At 61.5% G+C, this 22,083-nt stretch carries 18 protein-coding genes; 10 read left to right on the top strand and 8 right to left on the bottom strand.

Annotation, left to right across the window (positions count from 1 at the left end; translation table 11 throughout):
- The first annotated feature begins 42 nt into the window (after positions 1-42).
- The 3 genes from pssA to QLG02_RS20430 all read left to right on the top strand — a co-directional run bounded on the left by pssA (position 43) and on the right by QLG02_RS20430 (position 5,850).
- Positions 43-1,392 (top strand): CDP-diacylglycerol--serine O-phosphatidyltransferase, encoded by a 1,350-nt coding sequence (gene pssA / locus QLG02_RS20440; RefSeq protein ID WP_016349097.1) that lies wholly within the window; start codon positions 43-45, stop codon positions 1,390-1,392.
- Positions 1,393-1,571: 179 nt separating this feature from the next.
- Positions 1,572-3,641, top strand: a complete 2,070-nt coding sequence (gene recG, locus QLG02_RS20435) for an ATP-dependent DNA helicase RecG (RefSeq protein ID WP_282466008.1) — start codon at positions 1,572-1,574, stop codon at positions 3,639-3,641.
- A 142-nt stretch (positions 3,642-3,783) separates the two neighbouring features.
- Entirely contained in the window at positions 3,784-5,850 is a 2,067-nt protein-coding gene (locus QLG02_RS20430) for an AsmA-like C-terminal region-containing protein (RefSeq protein ID WP_282466007.1), read from the top strand.
- A gap of 62 nt (positions 5,851-5,912) precedes the next feature.
- Here the strand turns inward: QLG02_RS20430 and QLG02_RS20425 are convergent, their stop codons facing one another.
- Complete coding sequence (locus QLG02_RS20425) at positions 5,913-6,821, bottom strand: bifunctional GNAT family N-acetyltransferase/hotdog fold thioesterase (protein WP_139390208.1); 909 nt, start codon at positions 6,819-6,821, stop codon at positions 5,913-5,915.
- Between the two features lie 173 nt (positions 6,822-6,994).
- Between QLG02_RS20425 and QLG02_RS20420 the strand changes: the two genes are divergently transcribed.
- Positions 6,995-7,672 carry a methyltransferase domain-containing protein gene (locus QLG02_RS20420; protein ID WP_282466006.1) on the top strand — a complete coding sequence of 226 codons (678 nt, stop codon included), beginning with the start codon at positions 6,995-6,997 and terminating at the stop codon, positions 7,670-7,672.
- Here QLG02_RS20420 and dtd read toward each other — a convergent pair.
- The 3 genes from dtd to typA all read right to left on the bottom strand — a co-directional run bounded on the left by dtd (position 7,661) and on the right by typA (position 11,036).
- Entirely contained in the window at positions 7,661-8,098 is a 438-nt protein-coding gene (gene dtd, locus QLG02_RS20415) for a D-aminoacyl-tRNA deacylase (RefSeq protein WP_016349092.1), read from the bottom strand. The two genes, QLG02_RS20420 and dtd, sit on opposite strands and share 12 nt — an antisense overlap.
- An 80-nt stretch (positions 8,099-8,178) precedes the next feature.
- Complete coding sequence (locus QLG02_RS20410; protein WP_282466005.1) at positions 8,179-9,051, bottom strand: virulence factor BrkB family protein; 873 nt, start codon at positions 9,049-9,051, stop codon at positions 8,179-8,181.
- A gap of 173 nt (positions 9,052-9,224) precedes the next feature.
- Complete coding sequence (gene typA, locus QLG02_RS20405) at positions 9,225-11,036, bottom strand: translational GTPase TypA (RefSeq protein WP_011704285.1); 1,812 nt, start codon at positions 11,034-11,036, stop codon at positions 9,225-9,227.
- A gap of 351 nt (positions 11,037-11,387) precedes the next feature.
- Between typA and glnA the strand changes: the two genes are divergently transcribed.
- From glnA to add, 5 genes are all read left to right on the top strand, one after another.
- Positions 11,388-12,797: a glutamate--ammonia ligase gene (gene glnA / locus QLG02_RS20400; RefSeq protein WP_011704284.1), complete on the top strand. Its 1,410-nt coding sequence runs from the start codon at positions 11,388-11,390 to the stop codon at positions 12,795-12,797.
- Between the two features lie 91 nt (positions 12,798-12,888).
- Positions 12,889-13,470 (top strand): DUF4124 domain-containing protein, encoded by a 582-nt coding sequence (locus tag QLG02_RS20395; RefSeq protein ID WP_017410592.1) that lies wholly within the window; start codon positions 12,889-12,891, stop codon positions 13,468-13,470.
- 80 nt (positions 13,471-13,550) lie between these two features.
- Positions 13,551-14,606: a nitrogen regulation protein NR(II) gene (glnL, locus tag QLG02_RS20390; protein ID WP_101150374.1), complete on the top strand. Its 1,056-nt coding sequence runs from the start codon at positions 13,551-13,553 to the stop codon at positions 14,604-14,606.
- Positions 14,607-14,615: 9 nt separating this feature from the next.
- Positions 14,616-16,034 carry a nitrogen regulation protein NR(I) gene (glnG, locus tag QLG02_RS20385; protein ID WP_010635441.1) on the top strand — a complete coding sequence of 473 codons (1,419 nt, stop codon included), beginning with the start codon at positions 14,616-14,618 and terminating at the stop codon, positions 16,032-16,034.
- A gap of 141 nt (positions 16,035-16,175) precedes the next feature.
- A complete protein-coding gene (add, locus tag QLG02_RS20380) occupies positions 16,176-17,177 on the top strand; it encodes an adenosine deaminase (RefSeq protein WP_282466004.1) in 1,002 nt (333 codons plus the stop codon).
- Between the two features lie 68 nt (positions 17,178-17,245).
- On the opposite strand, the gene hemN is transcribed toward add, so the two are convergent.
- The 4 genes from hemN to QLG02_RS20360 all read right to left on the bottom strand — a co-directional run bounded on the left by hemN (position 17,246) and on the right by QLG02_RS20360 (position 21,120).
- Entirely contained in the window at positions 17,246-18,619 is a 1,374-nt protein-coding gene (gene hemN, locus QLG02_RS20375) for an oxygen-independent coproporphyrinogen III oxidase (RefSeq protein WP_043126552.1), read from the bottom strand.
- Between the two features lie 26 nt (positions 18,620-18,645).
- Complete coding sequence (locus QLG02_RS20370) at positions 18,646-19,086, bottom strand: DUF2489 domain-containing protein (RefSeq protein ID WP_016349087.1); 441 nt, start codon at positions 19,084-19,086, stop codon at positions 18,646-18,648.
- 11 nt (positions 19,087-19,097) lie between these two features.
- Positions 19,098-19,676, bottom strand: a complete 579-nt coding sequence (gene yihI / locus QLG02_RS20365; RefSeq protein ID WP_026080432.1) for a Der GTPase-activating protein YihI — start codon at positions 19,674-19,676, stop codon at positions 19,098-19,100.
- An 826-nt stretch (positions 19,677-20,502) separates the two neighbouring features.
- Complete coding sequence (locus tag QLG02_RS20360; protein ID WP_274277240.1) at positions 20,503-21,120, bottom strand: c-type cytochrome; 618 nt, start codon at positions 21,118-21,120, stop codon at positions 20,503-20,505.
- A gap of 142 nt (positions 21,121-21,262) precedes the next feature.
- On the opposite strand from QLG02_RS20360, the gene yihA reads away from it, so the two are divergent.
- A complete protein-coding gene (gene yihA, locus QLG02_RS20355) occupies positions 21,263-21,913 on the top strand; it encodes a ribosome biogenesis GTP-binding protein YihA/YsxC (RefSeq protein WP_011704276.1) in 651 nt (216 codons plus the stop codon).
- Positions 21,914-22,083: the final 170 nt, after the last annotated feature.

Raw genomic sequence — 22,083 nt, 5'->3', positions numbered from 1 at the left:
GCTCCGAGTGGAACGCTTAACGCAGTGATTTCAGGTTTCTCTATGCATTCATCGGCACATTATCGACAGCTGCTGGCGCGCCTGCCCCAGATCGCCGTCGCCGCAGACCAGTTTGAAGTGCTCAACAGCGCCAAGGACTTCAAGAGCCGGATCCTTTCGCTCATCGCCAGCGCGCGTCAGCGCATCTATCTGGTGGCGCTCTATCTGCAGGATGACGAGGCGGGACGGGAGATCCTCTCCGCCCTCTACGCCGCCAAGCAGCGCAACCCGGCCCTCGACGTCAAGGTGTTCGTCGACTTCCACCGTGCCCAGCGCGGCCTGATCGGCAAGGGCAAGCAAGGCGGCAACCACCTGATGTATCAGGAGATGGCCGCTCGCCACGAGCACCAGATCGCCATCTACGGCGTGCCGGTGAAGGGGCGTGAGCTGCTCGGGGTGCTGCACCTCAAGGGCTTCATCTTCGATGACACCCTGCTCTACTCCGGTGCCAGCCTCAACGACATCTACCTGCACCAACAGGATCGCTACCGTTTCGACCGCTATCACCAGATCACCAGCCCGGAGCTGACCCGCAGCATGGTCAACTACGTGGATGACCTGTTCCTGCGCAGCGAGGCGGTGCAGCGACTGGATCGCACCGACATCCCCAGCGCCAAGCAGCTGAAGGGGCCGATCCGCCGCTTCAAACACAACCTGCGCCTCGGTCAGTACCGCTTCGACACCATGCCGGTCAACAGCCAGGAGGTGGCCATCACCCCGATGAGCGGCCTGGGCAAGCGCGGCAACCAGCTCAACAAGATGATCCGTACCCTGGTGCGGGCCACCGAGCGGGAGATCTTCATCTGCACCCCCTACTTCAACCCGCCCAAGGAGTTGAACAAGGATATCGAGGCCCTGCTCAAGCGCGGCTGCAAGGTGACGATCGTGGTGGGCGACAAGACCGCCAACGACTTCTTCATTCCGCCGGAGGAAAAATTCTCCACCATCGGCGGTCTGCCCTATCTGTACGAGACCAACCTGCGCAAGTTCGCCGAGCGCAACCAGCATCACATCGATGCCGGCCGTCTCAACCTGATGCTCTGGTGCTGCGAGCGCAACTCCTACCACCTCAAGGGGATCTTCGTGGATGACGAGTGGGCCCTGCTCACCGGCAACAACCTCAATCCCCGCGCCTGGGCGCTGGATCTGGAGAACGGCCTGCTGGTCTACGATCGCCGCCACCTGCTGCGACCCCAGTTCAACGCCGAGCGCGAGAACATCCTGGCCAACACCAAGCGCATCAGCCACTTCGATCAGATCGAGCAGATCCAGGACTACCCGGATCAGGTACGCAAGCTGCTGGCCCGGATCCACAGGGTCAAGGCCCACATCCTGCTCAAGCGCATCATCTGACCGGCGCGCCTCACGCCATCGAGGATCCTCACAAGGGCTTGCCGCACATCGGCAGGCCCTTGTCATTGGGGGCCCCGCTCCCCACCAGCCGACCCCCAACCGCACGACGCGGCTTGCGTCGAGACAGCAATAAACCCTATCATCTGGACATATTTACAGTGTTTTCGGGCATCTAATTGATGAAATTGGATAAAATCTCCCTCGACAGCCTCAAGGGCGTCGGCAGCAAGATGCAGGAAAAGCTCGAGCGGCTGGGGCTGGCCACGGTGCAGGATCTGCTGTTTCACCTCCCCCTGCGCTACGAGGACCGCACCCAGGTGTGGCCCATCGGCGATCTGCCGCCCGGCCTGCACGGCGCCGTCGAGGGGGAGATCCAGGACACTCAGCTGGTGATGGGGCGTCGCCGCATGCTGGTCTGCCGCATCAGCGACGGCACCGGCACCCTCACCCTGCGCTTCTTCAACTTCACCGCCGCCCAGAAGAACAGCCTGAGCCCGGGCCGGCTGATGCGCTGCTTTGGCGAGGTGCGCCCCGGCAAATACGGGCTGGAGATGGCCCACCCCGAGTACAAGCTGCTCGGCGAGGAGCAGGCCGGCCAGACCGAAGAGGCGCTCACCCCCGTCTACCCGACCACTGAGGGGCTGCGCCAGCTCACCCTGCGCAGCCTCACCGATCAGGCGCTGGCCCAGCTCGACCTCTACGGGGTAGAGGAGCTGCTGCCCGCCGGCCTCTATCCCCAGCAGATCGATCTGGCCGCGGCCCTGAAGCTGCTGCACCGTCCGCCCCCCTCGGTGGCGCTGGCCCTGCTCGAGAGCGGCCAGCATCCGGCCCAGCAGCGGCTGGTGCTGGAGGAGCTGCTGGCCCACAACCTCTCGGTCTTGAAGGTGCGGGCTCAGGCACAAACCCAGCTGGCCCGCGCCCTCAAGCCGGCCCCGGCCCTGGTAGAACAGCTGCTCGGCGCCCTGCCCTTCACCCCCACCAGCGCCCAGAACCGGGTGGTGGCGGAGATCGGCCGGGATCTGCAACAGAGCCATCCCATGATGCGGCTGGTGCAGGGGGACGTGGGCTCAGGCAAGACGCTGGTCGCGGCGCTGGCCGCCCTGCAGGCCATCGGCAACGGCTGTCAGGTGGGGCTGATGGCGCCGACCGAGCTGCTGGCCGAGCAGCACGCCATCAACTTCGCCAAGTGGCTGGAACCGCTCGGCATCGGAGTCGGCTGGCTGGCGGGCAAGCAGAAGGGCAAGGCACGAGAAGAAGCGCTGGCCGCCATCGCCGATGGCAGCGTCAAGATGGTGGTGGGTACCCACGCCATCTTCCAGGAGCAGGTGGTGTTCCAGCGCCTCGCCCTGGTCATCATCGACGAACAGCACAGATTCGGCGTGCATCAGCGGCTCGCCCTGCGGGAAAAAGGGGAGCGGGAAGGGGTACATCCCCATCAGCTGATCATGACCGCCACCCCCATCCCCCGCACCCTGGCGATGACCGCCTATGCCGACCTCGATACCTCCATCATCGACGAGCTGCCGCCGGGCCGCACCCCCATCACCACGGTGGCGCTGCCCGACAGCCGCCGCCAGGACGTGATCGAACGGGTCAGACTGGCCTGCGAGGAGGGCAAGCAGGCCTACTGGGTCTGCACCCTGATCGAGGAGTCGGAGGTGCTGGAATGCCAGGCCGCCGAGGACACCGCCGCCGAGCTGCAAAATCTGCTGCCCGGCCTGCACATCGGGCTGGTACACGGCCGGATGCGGCCGGTCGAGAAACAGCGGGTGATGGAAGAGTTCAAGGCGGGCATATTGCAACTGCTGGTCGCCACTACCGTCATCGAAGTGGGGGTAGACGTGCCCAACGCCAGCCTGATGATCATCGAAAACCCGGAGCGACTGGGGCTGGCGCAGCTGCACCAGCTGCGCGGCCGGGTCGGTCGCGGCTCGGTGGCCTCCCACTGCGTGCTGCTCTATCATGCCCCCTTGTCCAAGACGGCCCAGAGCCGGCTCGGGGTGCTGCGGGAGACCAACGACGGCTTCCTCATCGCCCAGCGGGATCTGGAGCTGCGCGGCCCGGGCGAGCTGCTCGGCACCCGCCAGACCGGCCTGGCTGACCTCAAGATCGCCGATCTGGTACGCGACCAATCGCTCATCCCGCAGGTACAGAAGATGGCGCGCTTCTTGATGGACCGCCACCCGAGCCATGTCGAACCCTTGATACGACGCTGGCTCGGTCTACGGGATCACTATTCCAATGCTTGACCAAGGCAGATGCAGAAGATGGTCACCTTGCCTGATGGATAGACACCCGAGCCATGTCGAGCCCTTGATACGGCGCTGGCTCGGCCTGCGGGATCACTATTCCAATGCTTGACCAAGCAACAGAAACAGGAGGAAAGCACTGATGAATTCCTGGCTGCGCGGCCTGCTCTACACCCTTGCCTTCCTGTTGCTCTTTGTCTGGGTCGGGCTAGGCCTGTTCGACGCCGAGCGGGCCAAGGGGCCCATCGCCGGCTGGCTCAGCCAGCAGACCGGCGTGCCTGTCACCATAGGCCGGCTGGTGTTCAACCCGCTCCACCCCTACACCCTGCTGGCAGAGCAGGTGAGTTACGGCAACGCCGTGACCCTCGACAAGATCTATCTCGAGATAGAGAGCATCGACTGGCTGAGCCGGGACGTGCGCATCGCCCATCTCGACCTCATTCGCCCGGCCATCAAGCTGCCGTTGCCCAACCAGCTGCCGAGCCTGCCGGTGCACTCCCTCACCATCGCCGACAGCACCATAGACCGGCTCAGCCTGGAGAGCGACGGACTGACCCTGCGCGGCCTCAACGCCACCCTGAGCGACTGGCAGTTGCTCAATCCGGTGCGCCCGCCCCAGGCCAACCTGACCCTCAACATCAATGAGCTGGCGACCCCGGCCTGGGCCCTCTCCCGCCTCAATCTGGCCGGCCGGCTGGAAGGTCAGGTGCTGAGTACCGACAAGCTGATCGCCAACCTGTTCGACGGTCTGCTCGAAACCGGCATGGTGCTCGACTGGCCCGCCCGCAGCCTGCGGCTGAACAACCTCAAGACCCAGGGCATGCGCATCGAGTGGGGCACCCTCGCCAAAGCCGAATCCCCTCTGCGCCAGGTCAGCCTGGATCTCGGCCAGATCCGGGATCTCAGCTTCAACGACATCGAGCAGGAGCTGGCCCTCAACAACCTCAACGGCCAGCTGACCGCCTTCAACTGGCAGGCCGGCAGCACGCCCAGCGGCTACTTCTCGGGGACCCTCGGCGATCTCGGCCGCGGCCTGTTCCAGCTGGAAGCCATCCAGGGCAAGGTCGCCTTCTCGCCCCAGCAGCTGGATGCCGAGTTGCAGGGCAAGGCCTATGAAGGGGAGTTCAACCTGGAGCTCTCCCTCGATCCCCTGCAGCAGAAGCTGACCCTCAAGGACATGGCGCTGAGCGGCATGGACATCAGTCTGCCGGAAGGGTGGTGGCAGGATTGGCAGCACTGGCGCCCGCAGCAGATCGACATCCGCAAGCTGGCCTTCGACAAGCTCAAGGTGCTCTCCTTCGACGATACCCTGCCCCTGTCGCTGACCGGCTGGCAGTTCTATCTCACCGATCTCAGCCTGCGTGGCAACCAGCCAGGGCCGCTGCTGGGCCGAGCCCGCCTCGAGAGCGCCTGGTTCGAACTGGTGTGGGACGGCCTCAGCGCCCGCAACGGCGAGCTGGATGGCGAGCTGACAGCCGGCTCCTGGCAGCTCAACAAGCTCACCAGCTCACTGCCGGATGAGGGCAGCCTCAGCCTGAGCGGCCAGTGGGGCCGCGAGCCGGGCCAGACCAGCCGGTTGCAGCTCAAGGGCGAGAAACTGGATCTGGTACAGTGGGGCAAGATCCTCCACTCCCCCGTCTCCTTCGCCGGCAAGATGGACCTGAGCGCCGATCTGCAGGCGCTGCACGGCGGCACCCCAGGCGCCTGGCGCAGCTCCCTGCAGGGGAACATTGCGCTCGATGCCACCGAGCCGTTCTGGGACAAGGTGAAGATAGATCCGCTGCTGGATCAGTGGTTCAAGCAGGCGGCGGCGCCAACCCTCAGCCCGGCCGAGCTCTGGCAGGCGATGCAGGAGGGCGACACCCCCTTCTATCGCATCAAGCTGCAAGGCAAGGTGGCGCAGGGCCAGCTGAAGATCGAGCAGGCCGGCGCTTCCACCATCACCCACCTGCTGGGGGTGCAGGGCAGCGTCGATCTGGTCAATGAGCAGTGGCAGCTGGATCTGGGCGTCCTCAACGGCCAGCACTGCGCCGAGCTGCTCGGCCAGTGGCGCGGGCCGCTCGCCGAACCGACCCTCAGCTGGGGCTTCCAGCAAAAACCGGACGGCTGCGGCTGGGAGACCGGCGTACGCTACCCGCCCCAGGGCAACAGCAGCCCGCTCTGGCGACCGGCGCCGAAGGCCCCGGCCGCACAGGCGGCCAACGGCTAGCCGACAGAAAGCCACAAGGCCTCGTGATGAGGCCTTGTTGCTTGATGGGAACCAGCGCGGGGCTACTGGCCCGGCCGCTTCACCGGCTGCACCACGTAGTGACCGAGGAACTCGGCCGCCAGCTTGTCGCCGCTGAACAGCTTGATCTTGAGGCTGAACTTGGCGGATTCACCGGCCTTGAGCGGCTCGAGCACGGCAGGCATGCCTTCGCGCGCCACCCGCGCCTCCGGCTCCTCCTTGACCGGCCGGTAGTACTTGATGTTGCCTTCCGCCAGCACGGTATCCCCCACCAGCCCCGCCTCCTTGAGCTGCAGCCAGATCAGGCCCCAGCCCGCCAGCACGCACTGGCTGTAGATGCTGCCGGCGAACATGGTGTCATGCACGTTGAGATTGGCCGCCAGATTGGCCTTGAGGTGGAAGGTCTGGCCGTCGTAGTGGGTGATGTGCACCCCCATCTTCTCGCTGATGGGAATGCCGCGCGACCAGCGGGTCGTGAGATCCTGACACCACTCCGGCCGGTACTGGATGGTCTGCAACGGGCTCAGGGACTTGATCATCTGGCGGTGCGGGATGCGACCGAAGGAGACGGGGCCTTCCCCCACCTCGAGAAAGCCGCACTTGCGGTAGAACTCCACCGCTTCCTGGCGGGCATTCATCACCAGCCGCTTCACCTTCTCGCTGCGGGCCAGTTGTTCGAGATCTTCCACCATGCGGACACCCAGCCCCTGACCGCGAAATTCGGGGCGCAGCGCCATGAAGCGGATCTGGGCCTCGTCACCGCCGACAAACAGCCGCCCCACCGCGATGGGGGTGCCGTCGGGGGCCAGCATCAACCGGTGAATGGCGACGGTATCGTATTCATCCCGCTCGGAACCGACGGGCAGATTGAAGGGTTTACGCAGCAGTTCCCAGCGTAACTGGTAGTAAGAGTCCAGCTCGGCGGCCGTTTGAGGAGTGACTACCCGGTACATAAAGCGATCCTTGAGTTAGCGCCGACGGGCACATTGAAGGGCTTGCGCACCCATGCCTCCCAGCTCAACTGATAATGGGCATCCGGTTCGGCTGCCGTCTGGGGGGTGACCACCCGGTACATAGTTCCATCCTTGAGTTACACTGGTCGAAAACCATCTTGCCGTGCAAATTCATGGACTTCAATCTGCAAGCGTACCAAGCCGACCACTTATTGCACCTCAGCGCCAAGCCCCAGCGCCGGCTCACCGTGCAGGAAAATGCCCATCATCGCTGGCTGGAGATCGATGGCGTGGTGCAGTCGGCCATGTCCCTGGCCGAGCCCGCCACCCTCTGCCTGCCGCACCAGCAGGTGATCGCCTGTCTGCTGCCCGAGCAGGCTGGCAGCATCCTCGAGCTGGGGCTGGGGGGCGGCGATCTCACCCGCCATCTGCACCGGCGCTGGCCCGATGCCCGTCACGAGTGCGTCGACCTCGACGAAGAGGTGATCACCCTCTATCAGCTGTTCTTTCAGCCCGACCAACATCCGCAGCGACCGCCAACCCTGCACCAGGCCGATGCCCTCGCCTTTCTGGAGCAGAGCGAGGCGCAGTACGACCTCATCCTGCTCGATCTGTTCAGCCAGGACGGCAATCCGCCGCTGCTGTTTCAGGAGCGCATCTATCAGGCGCTGGCCCCCCGCCTGAACGGCGAGCTCATCATCAACCTGCTGCCGCGCACCCGCCTCGAGCTGACCCGGGTGCTGATGCTGCTGGAGCAGTGGGTCGGCCCCACCACCCCCTACCCGGTGCCGGGGCTGCGCAACGTCCTGCTGCACACGGCCCCCCGCTACGAGCTGGCGTCAGACCTGTAGCCAGAAGGTGACCGGACCGTCGTTGACCAGCGCCACCTTCATGTCGGCGGCGAAGCGGCCGGTGGCGGTCGGGATGCCACTGGCGGCGGCCTGCGCCACGAAGTAGTCGTACAGCCGCTCGGCCTCGACCGGATGGGCGCCGCCGGAGAAGCTGGGTCTCATCCCCTTGTTGGTATCCGCCGCCAGGGTGAACTGGGAGACCACCAGCAGGCTGCCGCCGGCCTGGCTTACGTTGAGGTTCATCTTGCCATTCTCATCGGAGAAGATGCGGTAACCGCTCACCTTGTGCAGCAGCTTGTCGGCCTTGGCCTCGTCATCCCCCTGCTCCACCCCGAGCAGCACCAGCAGACCCTGACCAATAGCCCCGGTCACCTCGCCCTCTACCGTTACGCTGGCCTCGCTGACCCGCTGAATCAGTGCAATCACATCCCTCTCCTCTCAAAACGAAACGACCGCCCCCATCTGCTGACGGGGGCGGTCGTCGATGCTAACAGCAAGGGACCGGCTCAGGCCAACTCATCGGCGCCCGGTCGTTCATATTCGCCGAGGCAGGCGGTGGTTTCCGCGCCAAGCAAGACCACCAGCCAGCTCAAGTAGACCCAGACAAACAGGATGGGGATGGTCGCCAGGGCGCCATAGATGGCCTGATAGGAGGGGAAGTTGGTGATGTAGATGGCAAAGCCGCGCTTGGCCAGCTCGAACAGGGTGGCCGCCACCAGAGCGCCGATGAAGGCGTGCATCAGCCGCACCTTGCAGTTGGGCACCACGGTATAGACCAGCAGGAAAGTCAGTACCGAGAACAGGAACGGCAAGCCGCGCAGCAACAGATAGCCGATGCCGAACAGGCTCTCGGCCCCGAACAGCCGCAGCGAGAAAATGTAGGAGGAGATGGCGATGCTGGCCCCGATGAGCACCGGGCCCAGGGTCAGGATCATCCAGTACATGGCGAATGCCTGGGCCAGCGGCCTGCTCTGGGTGGAGCGCCAGATGTAGTTGAGGTTCTTGTCGATGGCCGAGATCAGCATCAGCGCCACCACGATCAGGGCGCCGATGCCGACTGCCGTGGTGTTGGTGGCGTTGGCCACGAAGCCGTCGATGTACTCCTTGAGCATCTCGCCGGCGGTGGGCACGAAGTTGTGATAGACGAACTGCTCCATTTCCTGCTTCAGGCTCTGAAACACCGGAAAGGCCGACATCATGCCGAATACCACGGCGATCATGGGCACCAGGGAGAGCAGGGTCACATAGGCGAGATAGCCGGCGGTGACCGTCAGCCTGTCCTGCTGGAAACGGCCCCATACAAACTGGGCGAAGTGGCCGCCATCGTGGCGTAAAAAAGAGAGGGCATGGCCAAGACGGCCGCCGAATTTCTGCTGCATTGTCGCTCCCAACGTCTTCATAGTGCAGACATTGTGTCAGATAGCATGGTCATTTGACCACCCATGGGCCGGCCGGGTGCGACTCGCACCGGCACCTGCAGCCGCCTGCCCGCGACGAGCAGGCATAAAAAAAGAGGCCCGAAGGCCTCTCTCTGTCTGTCGATGAACAGATATCAAGCACGACCGGCGCGCTTGCGATCCATCTCGGTCAGCAGTTTCTTGCGGATACGGATGCTCTTCGGAGTGACTTCAACCAGTTCGTCGTTGTCGATGAACTCCAGAGCCTGTTCCAGCGACATGCGGATCGGCGGAGTCAGCACCTGGGCTTCGTCGGTACCGGAGGCACGCATGTTGGTCAGCTGCTTGCCCTTCAGGCAGTTCACGGTCAGGTCGTTGGAACGGGAGTGAATACCGATCACCTGGCCTTCGTACACTTCGGTCGCGTGACCGATGAACAGACGACCGCGGTCTTGCAGACCGAACAGGGCATAGGTCAGCGCCTTGCCGGTAGCGTTGGAGATCAGCACGCCGTTCTGACGCTCGCCGATGCTGCCACCCTTGTGCGGACCGTAGTGGTCGAAGGTGTGGTACAGCAGACCGGTACCGGAGGTCAGGGTCATGAACTCGGTCTGGAAGCCGATCAGGCCACGGCTCGGGATCATGAAGTCAAGGCGAACACGACCTTTGCCATCCGGGGTCATGTTGGTCATCTCGCCCTTACGCAGGCCGAGTTGCTCCATCACGGAACCCTGGTGTGCTTCTTCCACGTCCACAGTTACGGTTTCGAACGGTTCTTGCAGAACGCCGTCTACGGTGCGCAGGATAACTTCCGGACGGGATACCGCCAGCTCGTAACCTTCGCGACGCATGTTTTCGATCAGGATGGACAGGTGCAGTTCACCACGGCCGGAGACACGGAACTTGTCCGGATCATCGGTCTCTTCCACGCGCAGGGCCACGTTGTGGACCAGCTCCTGGTTCAGACGCTCCAGGATGTTGCGGGAGGTCACGAACTTGCCCTCTTTGCCGGCGAACGGTGAGGTGTTGACCTGGAAGGTCATGTTCACGGTCGGCTCGTCAACGGAGAGCGGCGGCAGCGCTTCAACGGCGCCGTTGTCACAGATGGTGTCGGAGATCTTCAGCTCGCCCAGACCGGTGATGGCGATGATGTCGCCAGCTTGCGCATCGGCCACTTCGGTACGGGACAGACCCAGATAACCCAGCACCTGACCGACCTTGCCGGTACGGGACTTGCCGTCGGCACCGACGATGGTGACCTGCTGGTTGGTCTTGACGCGACCACGGGTGATGCGGCCGATACCGATGACGCCAACATAGGAGTTGTAGTCCAGCTGGGAGATCTGCATCTGGAAACCACCGTCGGCATCAGCCTTGGGCGCTTCCACGTTGTCGACGATGGCCTGGAACAGCGGCTCCATGTTATCGGACTCAACGTCCTGATCCATGGTGGCCCAACCGTTCAGTGCAGAGGCGTAAACAACTTTGAAGTCCAGCTGTTCGTCGGTGGCACCCAGGTTGTCGAACAGATCGAATACCTGATCCATTACCCAGTCAGGACGAGCACCCGGACGGTCGATCTTGTTGATGACCACGATCGGCTTCAGACCCTGGGCGAATGCCTTCTGGGTCACGAAACGGGTTTGCGGCATCGGGCCGTCAACGGCGTCAACCAGCAGCAGCACGGAGTCAACCATGGACAGTACGCGCTCTACCTCACCACCGAAGTCGGCGTGACCCGGGGTATCAACGATGTTGATGCGGTAGTCGTTCCAGCGGATCGCAGTGTTCTTGGCGAGAATGGTGATGCCACGTTCCCGTTCCAGATCATTGGAGTCCATGATCCGTTCCTGGCCTTCCGTGGAGCGGTCCAGGGTGCCGGACTGCTGCAGCAGCTTATCAACCAGAGTCGTTTTGCCGTGGTCAACGTGCGCAATAATCGCAATATTGCGTAAATTCTCTAACATTCTCGCCTCAATCACCGGGTAAAATTGGGCGCTAATTGTACTCTCGCCTTTGTGATCTGCCTAGCAGAATTGCAGTACATTCGCGCACAACAGGGGATCAGGATCATAGACCTTCCGATCAAAGCCTGCTTAGATGGGGGCTGACCGTATAACGCGCACCATTTTAGTGCACCAAAACGATCCATGGATGCACTACTTTGAGGCGTAACGCGCTGAGATAGCGGGTCTCAGGGCTGGCTTATAGCCCCAAATGCCCTGAAATCAAGCTGTCACAAACTTGGCACGATACTGGCTTATGTGAATGTGATGACGCATTCACCCTAAGAGTTTTAACACCGGAGGTTACTTAGCATGTCAGCCCAGAACGTTTTGGCCCTGATCCAGGAACACGAAGTCAAGTTTGTCGACCTGCGCTTTACCGACACCAAGGGTAAAGAGCAGCACGTATCCATCCCTTCCCATCAGGTTGACGAAGATTTCTTCGAAGACGGCAAGATGTTCGATGGTTCCTCCATCGGTGGCTGGAAGGGCATCAACGAATCAGACATGGTGCTGATGCCGGATGCGGCCTCCGCCAAACTGGATCCGTTCACCGAAGAGACCACCCTGAACATCGTCTGTGACGTGCTGGAACCGGCCACCATGCAGGGCTACGACCGCGATCCGCGCTCCATCGCCAAGCGTGCCGAAGACTTCCTGAAGTCCAGCGGCATCGCCGACACCGTGCTGTTCGGGCCTGAGCCGGAATTCTTCATGTTCGACAACATCACCTTCTCGAACACCATGGGCCACAGCTTCGTGAAGATCGAGTCCGAAGAAGCCGCCTGGAACTCCGGTACCGATTACGAGCACGGCAACAAGGGTCACCGTCCTTTCGTCAAGGGTGGCTACTTCCCGGTTGCACCGGTTGACTCCTCCCAGGATATCCGTGCCGCCATGTGTCTGGTGCTGGAAGAGATGGGCCAGGTCGTTGAAGCTCACCACCACGAAGTGGCGACTGCCGGTCAGAACGAGATCGCGACCCGTTTCAACACCCTCACCCTGAAAGCGGATGAAGTGCAGGTGCTGAAGTACGTGATCCACAACGTGGCCCACGCCTACAACAAGACCGTCACCTTCATGCCGAAACCCATGTTCGGTGACAACGGCTCCGGCATGCACTGCCACCAATCCCTGGCCAAGAACGGCGTCAACCTGTTCGCAGGTGACCTGTACGGCGGTCTGTCCGAGATGGCGCTGCACTACATCGGCGGCATCATCAAGCACGCCAAGGCCATCAACGCCTTCGCCAACCCGACCACCAACTCCTACAAGCGTCTGGTACCGGGTTATGAAGCACCGGTCATGCTGGCCTACTCTGCCCGCAACCGCTCTGCCTCCATCCGTATCCCGGTCGTGCCGAGCCCGAAAGCTCGCCGCATCGAAGTCCGCTTCCCGGATCCGGCTGCCAACCCGTACCTGGCCTTCGCAGCCCAGCTGATGGCCGGTCTGGACGGTATCATCAACAAGATCCACCCGGGCGATGCCATGGACAAGAACTTGTATGACCTGCCGCCGGAAGAAGCAGCCGAAGTGCCGACCGTGGCCGGCTCTCTGGACGAAGCCCTGGCTGCGCTGGATGCGGATCGCGAGTTCCTGACCCGCGGTGGCGTATTCAGCGACGACTTCATCAACTCCTACCTGGAGCTGAAGCAGCAGGACGTTGACCGCGTGCGCATGACCCCGCACCCGCTGGAGTTCGAACTGTACTACTCCGTTTAATCCGGAAGCCAGCTCAGAACTTGACCAAACCCGCCGACAGGCGGGTTTTTTCTCTGATAGGATTAAGCAAAATCCCGTCAAGGAGAGATGGATGAAAAACGCCAACCCAGTATGGATGCTGAGCCTGTTGCTGCTGGCCGCCACCGGCGCCCAGGCTGCCAAGGTATACTCCTGGACCGACAGCCAGGGAGTCGTTCACTACACGGATGCCCCTCCTCCCGGCCAGAAAGCCAAGGAGGTCGATCTGCGCGTCGCCCCCTTCATCGGCAGTTCACCCCGCTCGGTGCAAGTTGACAACTTCAACAGCCTCACCGGCGTCGATGCCAAGAAAGAGAAGGAGGCGGCCAAGCTGGTCATCGAACTGCTCTCCCCGGAACAGGGCAGCACCCTGCGCGACAACACCGGCAACGTGGTGTTTCAGGGTCAGATCAGCCCGCAACCGCCGACCCAGTACGATGTGCGCCTGACCCTGGACGGCAAGGCGGCCCCCATCGTTAAAAACGCGCTCGCCATCCGGGTCGAAAACCTCGATCGCGGTGCCCATGAGGCCCAGCTCGAGCTGCTCGCCAAAGACGGTACGATCCTTGCTAAATCCAAGCCAGTCACCTTCTACCTGCACCGGGCCAGCATCAATCCTGCACCCAAAGTGACCCCCCTCAACAACAAGGGGTGATCCTGTGCCTCGATACGGGTAGACTAAATGCACCACATTGGTGCATTGCTGGTGTATAGCACCGTTTTAGGGAGAAACCTGTGCCAACCCGCCCGGATCAAGCCAAGATACTGCTCGATAACTTGCTGACCGCCGTCATCCTGATGGATGAGCGGCTCTGCATCCAGTTCGTCAACCCGGCCGCCGAGCAGCTGCTCTCCCTCAGTCAGCGCCGGCTGATCGGTATCGAACTGCCCTACCTGCTGGAGCACATCTCCCTCGATCTGCAGCGGCTAAAGCAGTGCCTCAGCTCGGGGCAGGGCTTCACCGACAGCGAAGTCACCCTGGTGGTAGAAGGGGAGCCCAGACTGGTGGAGATGAGCGTCAGCCCGCTGGCCGATCATGAGCAGCGGCTGATGGTGGTGGAGCTGCGCAAGATCGACCAGCAGAAGAAGATCAGCCAGGAGCTGCAGCAGCATGCCCAGCAGCAGGCGGCCAAGGAGCTGGTACGCGGCCTGGCCCACGAGATCAAGAATCCCCTCGGCGGTCTGCGCGGCGCGGCCCAGCTGCTGCAAAAGGAGCTGCCCGACCCAGCCCTGCGCGAATACACCGGCATCATCATCGAACAGGCCGACCGGCTGCGGGTGCTGGTCGATCGGCTGCTCGGCCCCCAGCGCCCGGGTCGTCACCAGATGCACAACGTGCACTCGGTGCTGGAACAGGTGCGCCGGCTGGTGGAGCTGGAGCTGCCGCCAACGGTGCGCATCGAGCGGGATTACGATCCCAGCATTCCGGAATTCGAGATGGAGCCGGACCAGCTGCAGCAGGCCTTTCTCAACATGGTGCGCAACGCCGCCGAGGCCATCGGCGAGCAGACCGGCCTCATCCGCATCAAGACCCGCACCGCGTTCCAGATCACCATCCACGGCCAGCGCTACCGCCTAGCGGCCGAGATCAAGATCATCGACAACGGCCCCGGCATCCCGGATGCCATCCGCGACACCCTCTTCTATCCGATGATCACCGGCAAGGAAGGGGGCACCGGGCTCGGCCTCTCCATCGCCCAGAACCTGATCGACCAGCACAAGGGGCGGATCGACTGCATCAGCTGGCCCGGCCACACCGAATTCACCATCTTTCTACCGCTTCGCAAATAAGGGAACGTCATGACAGCAAAAGTGTGGATCGTCGATGACGACAGTTCTATCCGCTGGGTGCTGGAGCGCACCCTCGGCAGTGAAGGTTTCGAGTGCGAGAGCTTCGCCGATGGCGAGGCGCTGCTGAGCTCGCTGGAGATGCGCTCGCCAGACGTGATCCTCTCCGATATCCGCATGCCCGGCATCGACGGCCTCAGCCTGCTTGAGCAGATCCATCGCCGCCAGGCCGATCTGCCCATCATCATCATGACCGCCCACTCGGATCTCGACAGCGCGGTCAACGCCTACCAGCGCGGCGCCTTCGAATACCTGCCCAAGCCGTTCGACATCGACGAGGCGGTCACTCTGGTGCGTCGCGCCGAGAATCACCTCAAGGAGCAACGCACCAAACGCAAGGCTCGCCAGCAGGATCCGGCCAGCAGCCCGGAGATCATCGGCGAGGCACCAGCCATGCAGGAGGTGTTCCGCGCCATCGGCCGACTGTCGCGCTCCAGCATCTCGGTGCTGATCAACGGCCAGAGCGGCACCGGCAAGGAGCTGGTCGCCCACGCCCTGCACAAGCACAGCCCGCGCGCCCACAAGAACTTCATCGCCCTCAACATGGCCGCCATCCCGAAAGATCTCATCGAATCGGAACTGTTCGGCCATGAGAAAGGGGCCTTCACCGGCGCCAACAACATTCGCCACGGCCGCTTCGAACAGGCCGATGGCGGCACCCTGTTTCTAGACGAGATCGGCGACATGCCGCTGGATGTGCAGACCCGGCTGCTGCGGGTACTGGCCGACGGCCAGTTCTACCGGGTCGGCGGCCATCAGCCGGTGCAGGTGGATGTGCGGATCATCGCCGCCACCCACCAGAATCTGGAGAAGCGGGTGGCCGACGGCGAGTTTCGGGAAGACCTGTTCCACCGCCTGAATGTCATCCGGATCCACATTCCCGCCCTCAAGGAGCGCCGTGAGGACATTCCCCAGCTGGCCCAGCACTTCCTGCTGCGGGCAGCCAAGGAGCTGAACGTGGAGGCCAAGAGTCTGCATCCGGATACCCAGGCCTACATCAGCCGCCTGCCCTGGCCGGGCAACGTGCGCCAGCTGGAGAACGTCTGCCGCTGGCTTACCGTGATGGCTTCGGGCCAGGAGGTGCTGGTGAGCGATCTGCCCACCGAGCTGCTCACCCCCATCACCAGCACCGCCGAACCGGGTCAGCCGGCCCTGTCCGGCGGCTGGCAGCAGCAGCTGCAGGATTGGGTCGCCGCCAAGCTGGCGCTGGGGGAGACCGATATCCTGGCCGATGCCCTGCCCCAGTTCGAGCGGATCATGCTGGAAACCGCGCTGGACCATACCCACGGTCACAAGCAGGAAGCGGCACGGCTGCTTGGTTGGGGGCGCAACACCCTCACCCGCAAGCTGAAGGAACTCGACCTCTCCTGAGTCCTTGGGAAAAACGATTCCCATCACGCCTTGGCAAATCACCGACCAATAAGACCCCGTTTGATTTCAAACGGGGTATCTTTTTTGAGATCCCTGCCTAGAATGGCAGGCTTTCACACCCGACTCGAAGAAGGCGCCATCATGATTGACAGATCTCTTCCCCTGACCGACCTGCACCGCCATCTGGACGGCAACATCCGCCCGCAGACCATCCTCGAGCTGGGCCGTCAGCACAATATCCAACTGCCCGCCTTCGAGCTGGAGGCGCTGCGCCCCCATGTGCAGATCGTCGAGAATGAACCGAGCCTGGTCGCCTTCCTCAAGAAACTGGACTGGGGCGTGGCCGTGCTGGCCGACTACGACGCCTGCCGCCGGGTCGCCTACGAAAACGTGGAAGATCTGCTGCGCGCCGGTATCGACTATGCCGAGCTGCGTTTCAGCCCGGCCTACATGGCGATGGCCCACAAGCTGCACCCGCAGGGCGTGGTCGAAGCCATCATCGACGGCGTGGCGGCTGGCAGCCGCGACTTCGGCATCAAGACCAACCTGATCGGCATCATGAGCCGCACCTTCGGCACCGAGCAGTGCAAACAAGAACTGAATGCCTGCCTGGCCCATCGCGATCGGCTGGTTGCCATCGATCTGGCCGGCGACGAGCTGGGCTTCCCGGGCGAGCTGTTCACCGACCACTTCCACCGGGTGCGTGATGCTGGCATGCGCGTCACCGTGCACGCCGGTGAAGCCGCCGGCCCCGAGAGCATGTGGCAGGCCATTCGCGAGCTGGGTGCCGAACGTATCGGCCACGGCGTCAAAGCCGTTCAGGATCCGGCCCTGATGGCCTATCTGGCCGAGCACCGCATCGGCATCGAGTCCTGCCTCACCTCCAACGTTCAGACCACCACGGTGGCGAGCCTGACCGAGCACCCGATCCGCCAGTTCCTGGCCGCCGGCGTGCTGGCTTGCCTCAACACCGACGACCCGGCGGTGGAAGGCATCGACCTGCCCCACGAATACGAGGTGGCGGCCCCGGCTGCCGGCATGACGGTGAGCGAGATCCGCACCGCCCAGCAGAACGGCCTGACTCTGGCTTTCCTGAGCAAGACCGAAAAGGCCGAGCTGAGTGCCCGCGCAGCCCGGCGCTGAGTGCAGCCAAGCCCAATAAAAAAACCGCCGAGAGGCGGTTTTTTTATTTCCCAACGACATCGGCCGGCTTAGATCACCCGGGAGAACTGCTGCTGGCGCGCCTTGTTGCGCAGGTAGACATCGAAGCACATGCAGATGTTGCGGATCAGCAGCTGACCGGTGGAGACCACCTCCAGCCCCTCTTCGGTCATGCGTACCAGGCCGTCATCGATGAAGGTCTGCAGCAGCTTGAGATCCTCCGCAAAATACTCTCTGAACACCAGGCCATGGGCCTGCTCGACGGCGGCAAAGTTCAGGCGAAAATCGCAGATGAGGCGCTTGATCACCTCGCGGCGGATCAGGTCGTCCTGATTGAGAGAGCACCCCTTCCACTGGGCATGCCCCAGCGTTTCCACTTGGCCATAGTAGGCCTTGAGCTCTTTCTGGTTCTGGGAATAGGCATCACCGATCATGCTGATGGAGGAGACCCCCAGCCCCAGCAGATCGCAATCTCCCTGGGTGGTATAGCCCTGGAAGTTGCGGTGCAGCTTGCCCTCACGCTGGGCTACCGCCAGCTCGTCGTCCGGCTTGGCGAAGTGATCCATGCCGATGAACTGATAACCACGGCCGGTCAGGAAGGCGATGGTATCCTGCAGCATGGCCAGTTTTTCCTGCGGCGCCGGCATGTCGGCCTCTTTCAGCTTGTGCTGGGCGGCAAAACGGCTCGGCAGGTGGGCATAGTTGAAGATGGAGAGGCGGGCCGGGTCAGTCTTGAGCACCTCTTCCAGGGTGTGATGAAAGCTCTCCCGGTTCTGGTGCGGCAGGCCGTAGATGAGATCCAGGTTGGTGGAACGAAAGCCCAGTTCGCGGGCCCGCTCCAGCATGGCGCGGATGAAGTCGTTGTCCTGCTCGCGGTTGACCGCGACCTGGACCTCCTTGTTGAAGTCCTGCACGCCGAGGCTGATACGGTTGAAGCCGATTTCCCGCAGCACGTCCAGCATGGAGAGCTCGATCTCGCGCGGATCCACCTCGATGCTGATTTCGCCCTCTTCGGCGAAGTGGAAATGCTCCCGCAACATGGCCATCAGTCGGCGAGTCTGGGGTTCATCCAGATAGGTGGGCGTGCCGCCGCCCCAGTGCAGCTGGGTCACCAGCCGCTGCTTGAACAGCGGGGCCTGCGCCTTGATCTCCTGCTCGAGGAAATCGAGGTACTGATCGGCCTTGTGGCGGTGACGGGTGATCACCTTGTTGCAGCCGCAGTAGTAGCAGAGCTTGTGACAGAAGGGGATATGCACGTAGAGCGACAGGTTGCGCGCCGGATACTGGCTCGCGGCCTGGACGAAGTCCGGATAACCGAAACCCTCGTTGAACTCCAGCGCAGTGGGATAGGAGGTGTAACGCGGACCGCTGTAGTTATACTTCTCGATCAGGGCCTGATCCCACACAATCTGTTCTGCTTGCACGCTTGCTTCCTCTTTTTGTTATCGGCTCACCGGCTTAACTGAAAATCCTTCAGTCTGGCCACATCCTCGAGGATCTGCGCCTCCAGCTCGGCCTCATAGCCACTGCGTTCGAGATCCATCTTCATTACTTCATTGCGTTTGAGGGCCCGTCTCGCCTCATGAGTCGGCATCTCCTTCACCTTCTCGTAGAGACCGTACAAACCCGGAAATTCGCCGGCAAAGGCGCGACCGCCCTTGATCTGCAACGCATCCAGCAGATTGGTCAGCCGGATGGCGCCCTCGGAGTAGTCGCACTGACCATCCCGTACCGCATGGGCAATGACCCTGACACTCTCGAGGATCCGTTCATTGCGGGCCGCGATAGCCTGCTGCTGACTGTCGTGCTGGCGCTTGAGACGTGCCAGCAAGGTACCGGCATACCAGGCCAGCCCCAACAAAATCAGGCCGCCCAACAAGGCGGCCAGCATCCATCCACTCATCACTTTTTCTTCGGCTCAGGCTTGGGCTCTGGCTGATAGTCGACCTGGGTGAAACGATCCCACAGCTCCTCTTCGGAGGCTGGCTGGCCCGGCTCGTCAAAGTCGGCCTCATCAAAATCAGCTTCATCTTCGTCATCATCGGTGTCGATGATGCCAAGCTCGTCCATCAGCTCCTGATAGCGGTCAACCCGTTGATCGACCCAGGCCTGCTCGGTTGCTTCCAGGGTCTCACCGGCATCGAGCCGATCCAGCAGGTCATTCAGGCGATCATCATTCTCGATGGAGGCCAGCTCCTGCTCCGGCGTCATCACCAGCTTCTTCTCTTTGACCTGCTTGGGCGCGACCGGCTTGCTGCTCTTCTCTTCCACGATCAGGGCAACCGGCTTGCGGGAACCGATGCGCGGATCCTTGGCCTGTTTGGTGCCACTCTTCTTGCCGGCCTGCTCGACCTGCTGGCGGGATCCTGCCTTCAAGCCCTTGCGCTTGGCGGCGCGTTTGCGCTCACGGCCTTCCTGGGCACTGGCATCTGATTCTTTGCGCTTACCGGCAGGTTTGCGATTGGGTTGTTTAGCCGACATGAATGAATGACTCCGACAAATAACTGGATTGAAACCCGTTTCCGGTTCGAAAAGGTCCGGAAGAGGATGCTGACACGGGGGACGATGGATTAGAAACAGAGCGGGATCCCGCACCAATCCGGCCATAAATGGCCTTCGAATACCGCAGGATCGGCATCCTCTGGGCATGTTGCTGGTATTTTGACACAGAATGACCAAGCGGGTTAATGACCCAAAAGAAAAAAGGCAGCCGAAGCTGCCTTGATATGTTTATGCGAGTCCCATCCCTGGCTGCAAATCACCCTGTCCGTGGTGATACCTCTGCGCATCATATCTTGTGTATGGTCATCCTGACCTTAATTGGTCGATCCTGAATGTGCGTGTGCTTGCCTGACCCATGCAGACGACGTCCGGTCATCTTCTGGGGTGGTTGCTTCCCGCAGCCCCGCTCTTCCTGAACGGTCACCATCCTGGTCTTTCAATCCATTGCCTGCCACTCGCGTGGCCCTTGGCATCCAGCCTCATCGACATCCTGTCTTCACGACATCCCGGTCGTGAACCGCCGCGTGGGTCATTCCATGCATCCACTGTATCAATTTAATAAAGTGGCTCAATCCATCAGGAACGTTTTCAAACGGAGATAAACGACTTATTGTCATTTAACATATTGAAATTAATGAATTACTAAGCATTTTTCTAAAAATGTTTAAGCCCTGGCCAGGCTGATGAATGGGAGATCTCTTACAACAATGCGAGAAAAAATTGGCCAAATGGTGTTAAAGGCCAAAAAGAAACGAGGAGCCGGCGGCTCCTCGTCAATATCAATGAGATAATATCATCGGCTTGATCAGTGCAGACCTGCCACATATTTGGACAGTACTTCGATATCCTGATCGGTCAGCTTCTTGGCAACGTCCCGCATCATGCTGTTCGGGTCGTTGTCACGGGAAGCGGCCCTAAAAGCCGTGAGCTGGGCCTTGATGTAGGCAGGATGCTGGCCGGACAGGCTCGGATACTTGGCCTGCTCGACGCCCGAGCCGCGCGGACCATGGCAGGCAGTACAGGCAGCCAGACCACGGCTCATGTCTCCTCCCATGTACAGCGCCTTGCCTGCAGCGACGGCGTCATCGGGTACCGCGAGCGGCGTCACCTTCTGACTGGAGAAGTAGGCTGCCAGGTCTTCCATGTCCTGTTCAGACAGAGGAAGCGCCATCGGCCCCATGATGGGAGCAACCCGGCCAGTTTGACCAGAAGCTGCAGCCTTCAGTTCAACTAACTGCTTTTTGATATATGATGCGTGCTGACCAGCAATCTTGGGGTACATATCGACTAGGCTGTTGCCGTCCGGTCCATGACAAGCCGCGCAAACGGCAGCCTTGGTTTGTCCCGCAGCGGCATCGCCCTTGGCTTGTGCCATCCCCGTTACGCCAACCATCAGAGCAAGAGTAATGACTAGGTTCTTCATGGCGTTCCAACTTCTCGTTATTAGGCTTCCAGATCCCATGCCGCTGAAGGCATGTTAAAATAAACGCGTTTAAGCGACGCCATTTTACACGATTTCACAAAAAAGTAACTCTATAACCCTCTATCTCTATGGGGAATTTACGTTGGATACACAAACTCTGAATTTCAATAAGGTGCATTTTGTGACCAGCGCACCCGACATCCGTCACCTGCCAAATGATGGGGGTGTCGAGATTGCGTTTGCCGGCCGTTCCAACGCCGGTAAGTCATCTGCATTGAATACCTTGACCAAGCACAAGAACCTGGCTCGCACCAGTAAGACGCCGGGACGCACCCAGCTCATCAACCTGTTTGAGCTGGAACCGGGCAAGCGTCTGGTCGACCTGCCTGGCTACGGTTATGCGCAGGTTCCGCTGGAAATGAAGCTCAAGTGGCAAAAGTCGCTGGCGGAATATCTGCAGCGTCGTGAGTCATTGAAAGGTCTGGTGATCCTGATGGACATCCGCCATCCGCTCAAAGATACCGATATGAATATGCTGGAGTGGAGCTCTCACCGCAAACTGCCGGTCATGCTACTGCTGACCAAGGCCGACAAGCTGAGCCCAGGTCCGCGCAACAATCAGGTCATCAAGGTACGTCAGGCCGTAGCCGAGCTGGGTCCGCAGATTCAGGTGGAAGCCTTCTCTTCCCTGACCCAGATCGGGGTCGAAAAACTGGCACAGACGCTGACTGGCTGGTATCTCGCAGGCGCCGATGACATGACTGACGGTGAGCAAGCACCGCTCGAGGAGTAAGCTACGTCCTGCATACACCACAACCAAACCCTGCAATTGGCGGAGCAGCTCCTCCGCTGATTGAAAGGCTTTCAGTCTGCTTGCCATCACCCCTCTCGCCAGTGACATCACCCACTCCCTACGATGAGTTCTTGAAACACTATTTTTATCAATGGGATAAACAGTTAATT

This window comes from Aeromonas sp. V90_14 (genome assembly GCF_029967615.1).
Lineage (GTDB): Bacteria > Pseudomonadota > Gammaproteobacteria > Enterobacterales > Aeromonadaceae > Aeromonas > Aeromonas hydrophila.
This window is presented reverse-complemented; position numbering and strand designations above follow the sequence as displayed.

Bases quoted from the DNA above. Each gene is read 5' to 3' on its own strand.
- yihI (WP_026080432.1), bottom strand. From the start codon at position 19,676: ATGTCGGCTAAACAACCCAATCGCAAACCTGCCGGTAAGCGCAAAGAA.
- recG (WP_282466008.1), top strand. From the start codon at position 1,572: ATGAAATTGGATAAAATCTCCCTCGACAGCCTCAAGGGCGTCGGCAGC.
- QLG02_RS20410 (WP_282466005.1), bottom strand. From the start codon at position 9,051: ATGCAGCAGAAATTCGGCGGCCGTCTTGGCCATGCCCTCTCTTTTTTA.
- QLG02_RS20395 (WP_017410592.1), top strand. From the start codon at position 12,889: ATGAAAAACGCCAACCCAGTATGGATGCTGAGCCTGTTGCTGCTGGCC.
- glnA (WP_011704284.1), top strand. From the start codon at position 11,388: ATGTCAGCCCAGAACGTTTTGGCCCTGATCCAGGAACACGAAGTCAAG.
- typA (WP_011704285.1), bottom strand. From the start codon at position 11,036: ATGTTAGAGAATTTACGCAATATTGCGATTATTGCGCACGTTGACCAC.
- add (WP_282466004.1), top strand. From the start codon at position 16,176: ATGATTGACAGATCTCTTCCCCTGACCGACCTGCACCGCCATCTGGAC.
- QLG02_RS20360 (WP_274277240.1), bottom strand. From the start codon at position 21,120: ATGAAGAACCTAGTCATTACTCTTGCTCTGATGGTTGGCGTAACGGGG.
- glnG (WP_010635441.1), top strand. From the start codon at position 14,616: ATGACAGCAAAAGTGTGGATCGTCGATGACGACAGTTCTATCCGCTGG.
- pssA (WP_016349097.1), top strand. From the start codon at position 43: ATGCATTCATCGGCACATTATCGACAGCTGCTGGCGCGCCTGCCCCAG.
- QLG02_RS20420 (WP_282466006.1), top strand. From the start codon at position 6,995: ATGGACTTCAATCTGCAAGCGTACCAAGCCGACCACTTATTGCACCTC.
- QLG02_RS20430 (WP_282466007.1), top strand. From the start codon at position 3,784: ATGAATTCCTGGCTGCGCGGCCTGCTCTACACCCTTGCCTTCCTGTTG.
- QLG02_RS20425 (WP_139390208.1), bottom strand. From the start codon at position 6,821: ATGTACCGGGTAGTCACTCCTCAAACGGCCGCCGAGCTGGACTCTTAC.
- QLG02_RS20370 (WP_016349087.1), bottom strand. From the start codon at position 19,086: ATGCTGGCCGCCTTGTTGGGCGGCCTGATTTTGTTGGGGCTGGCCTGG.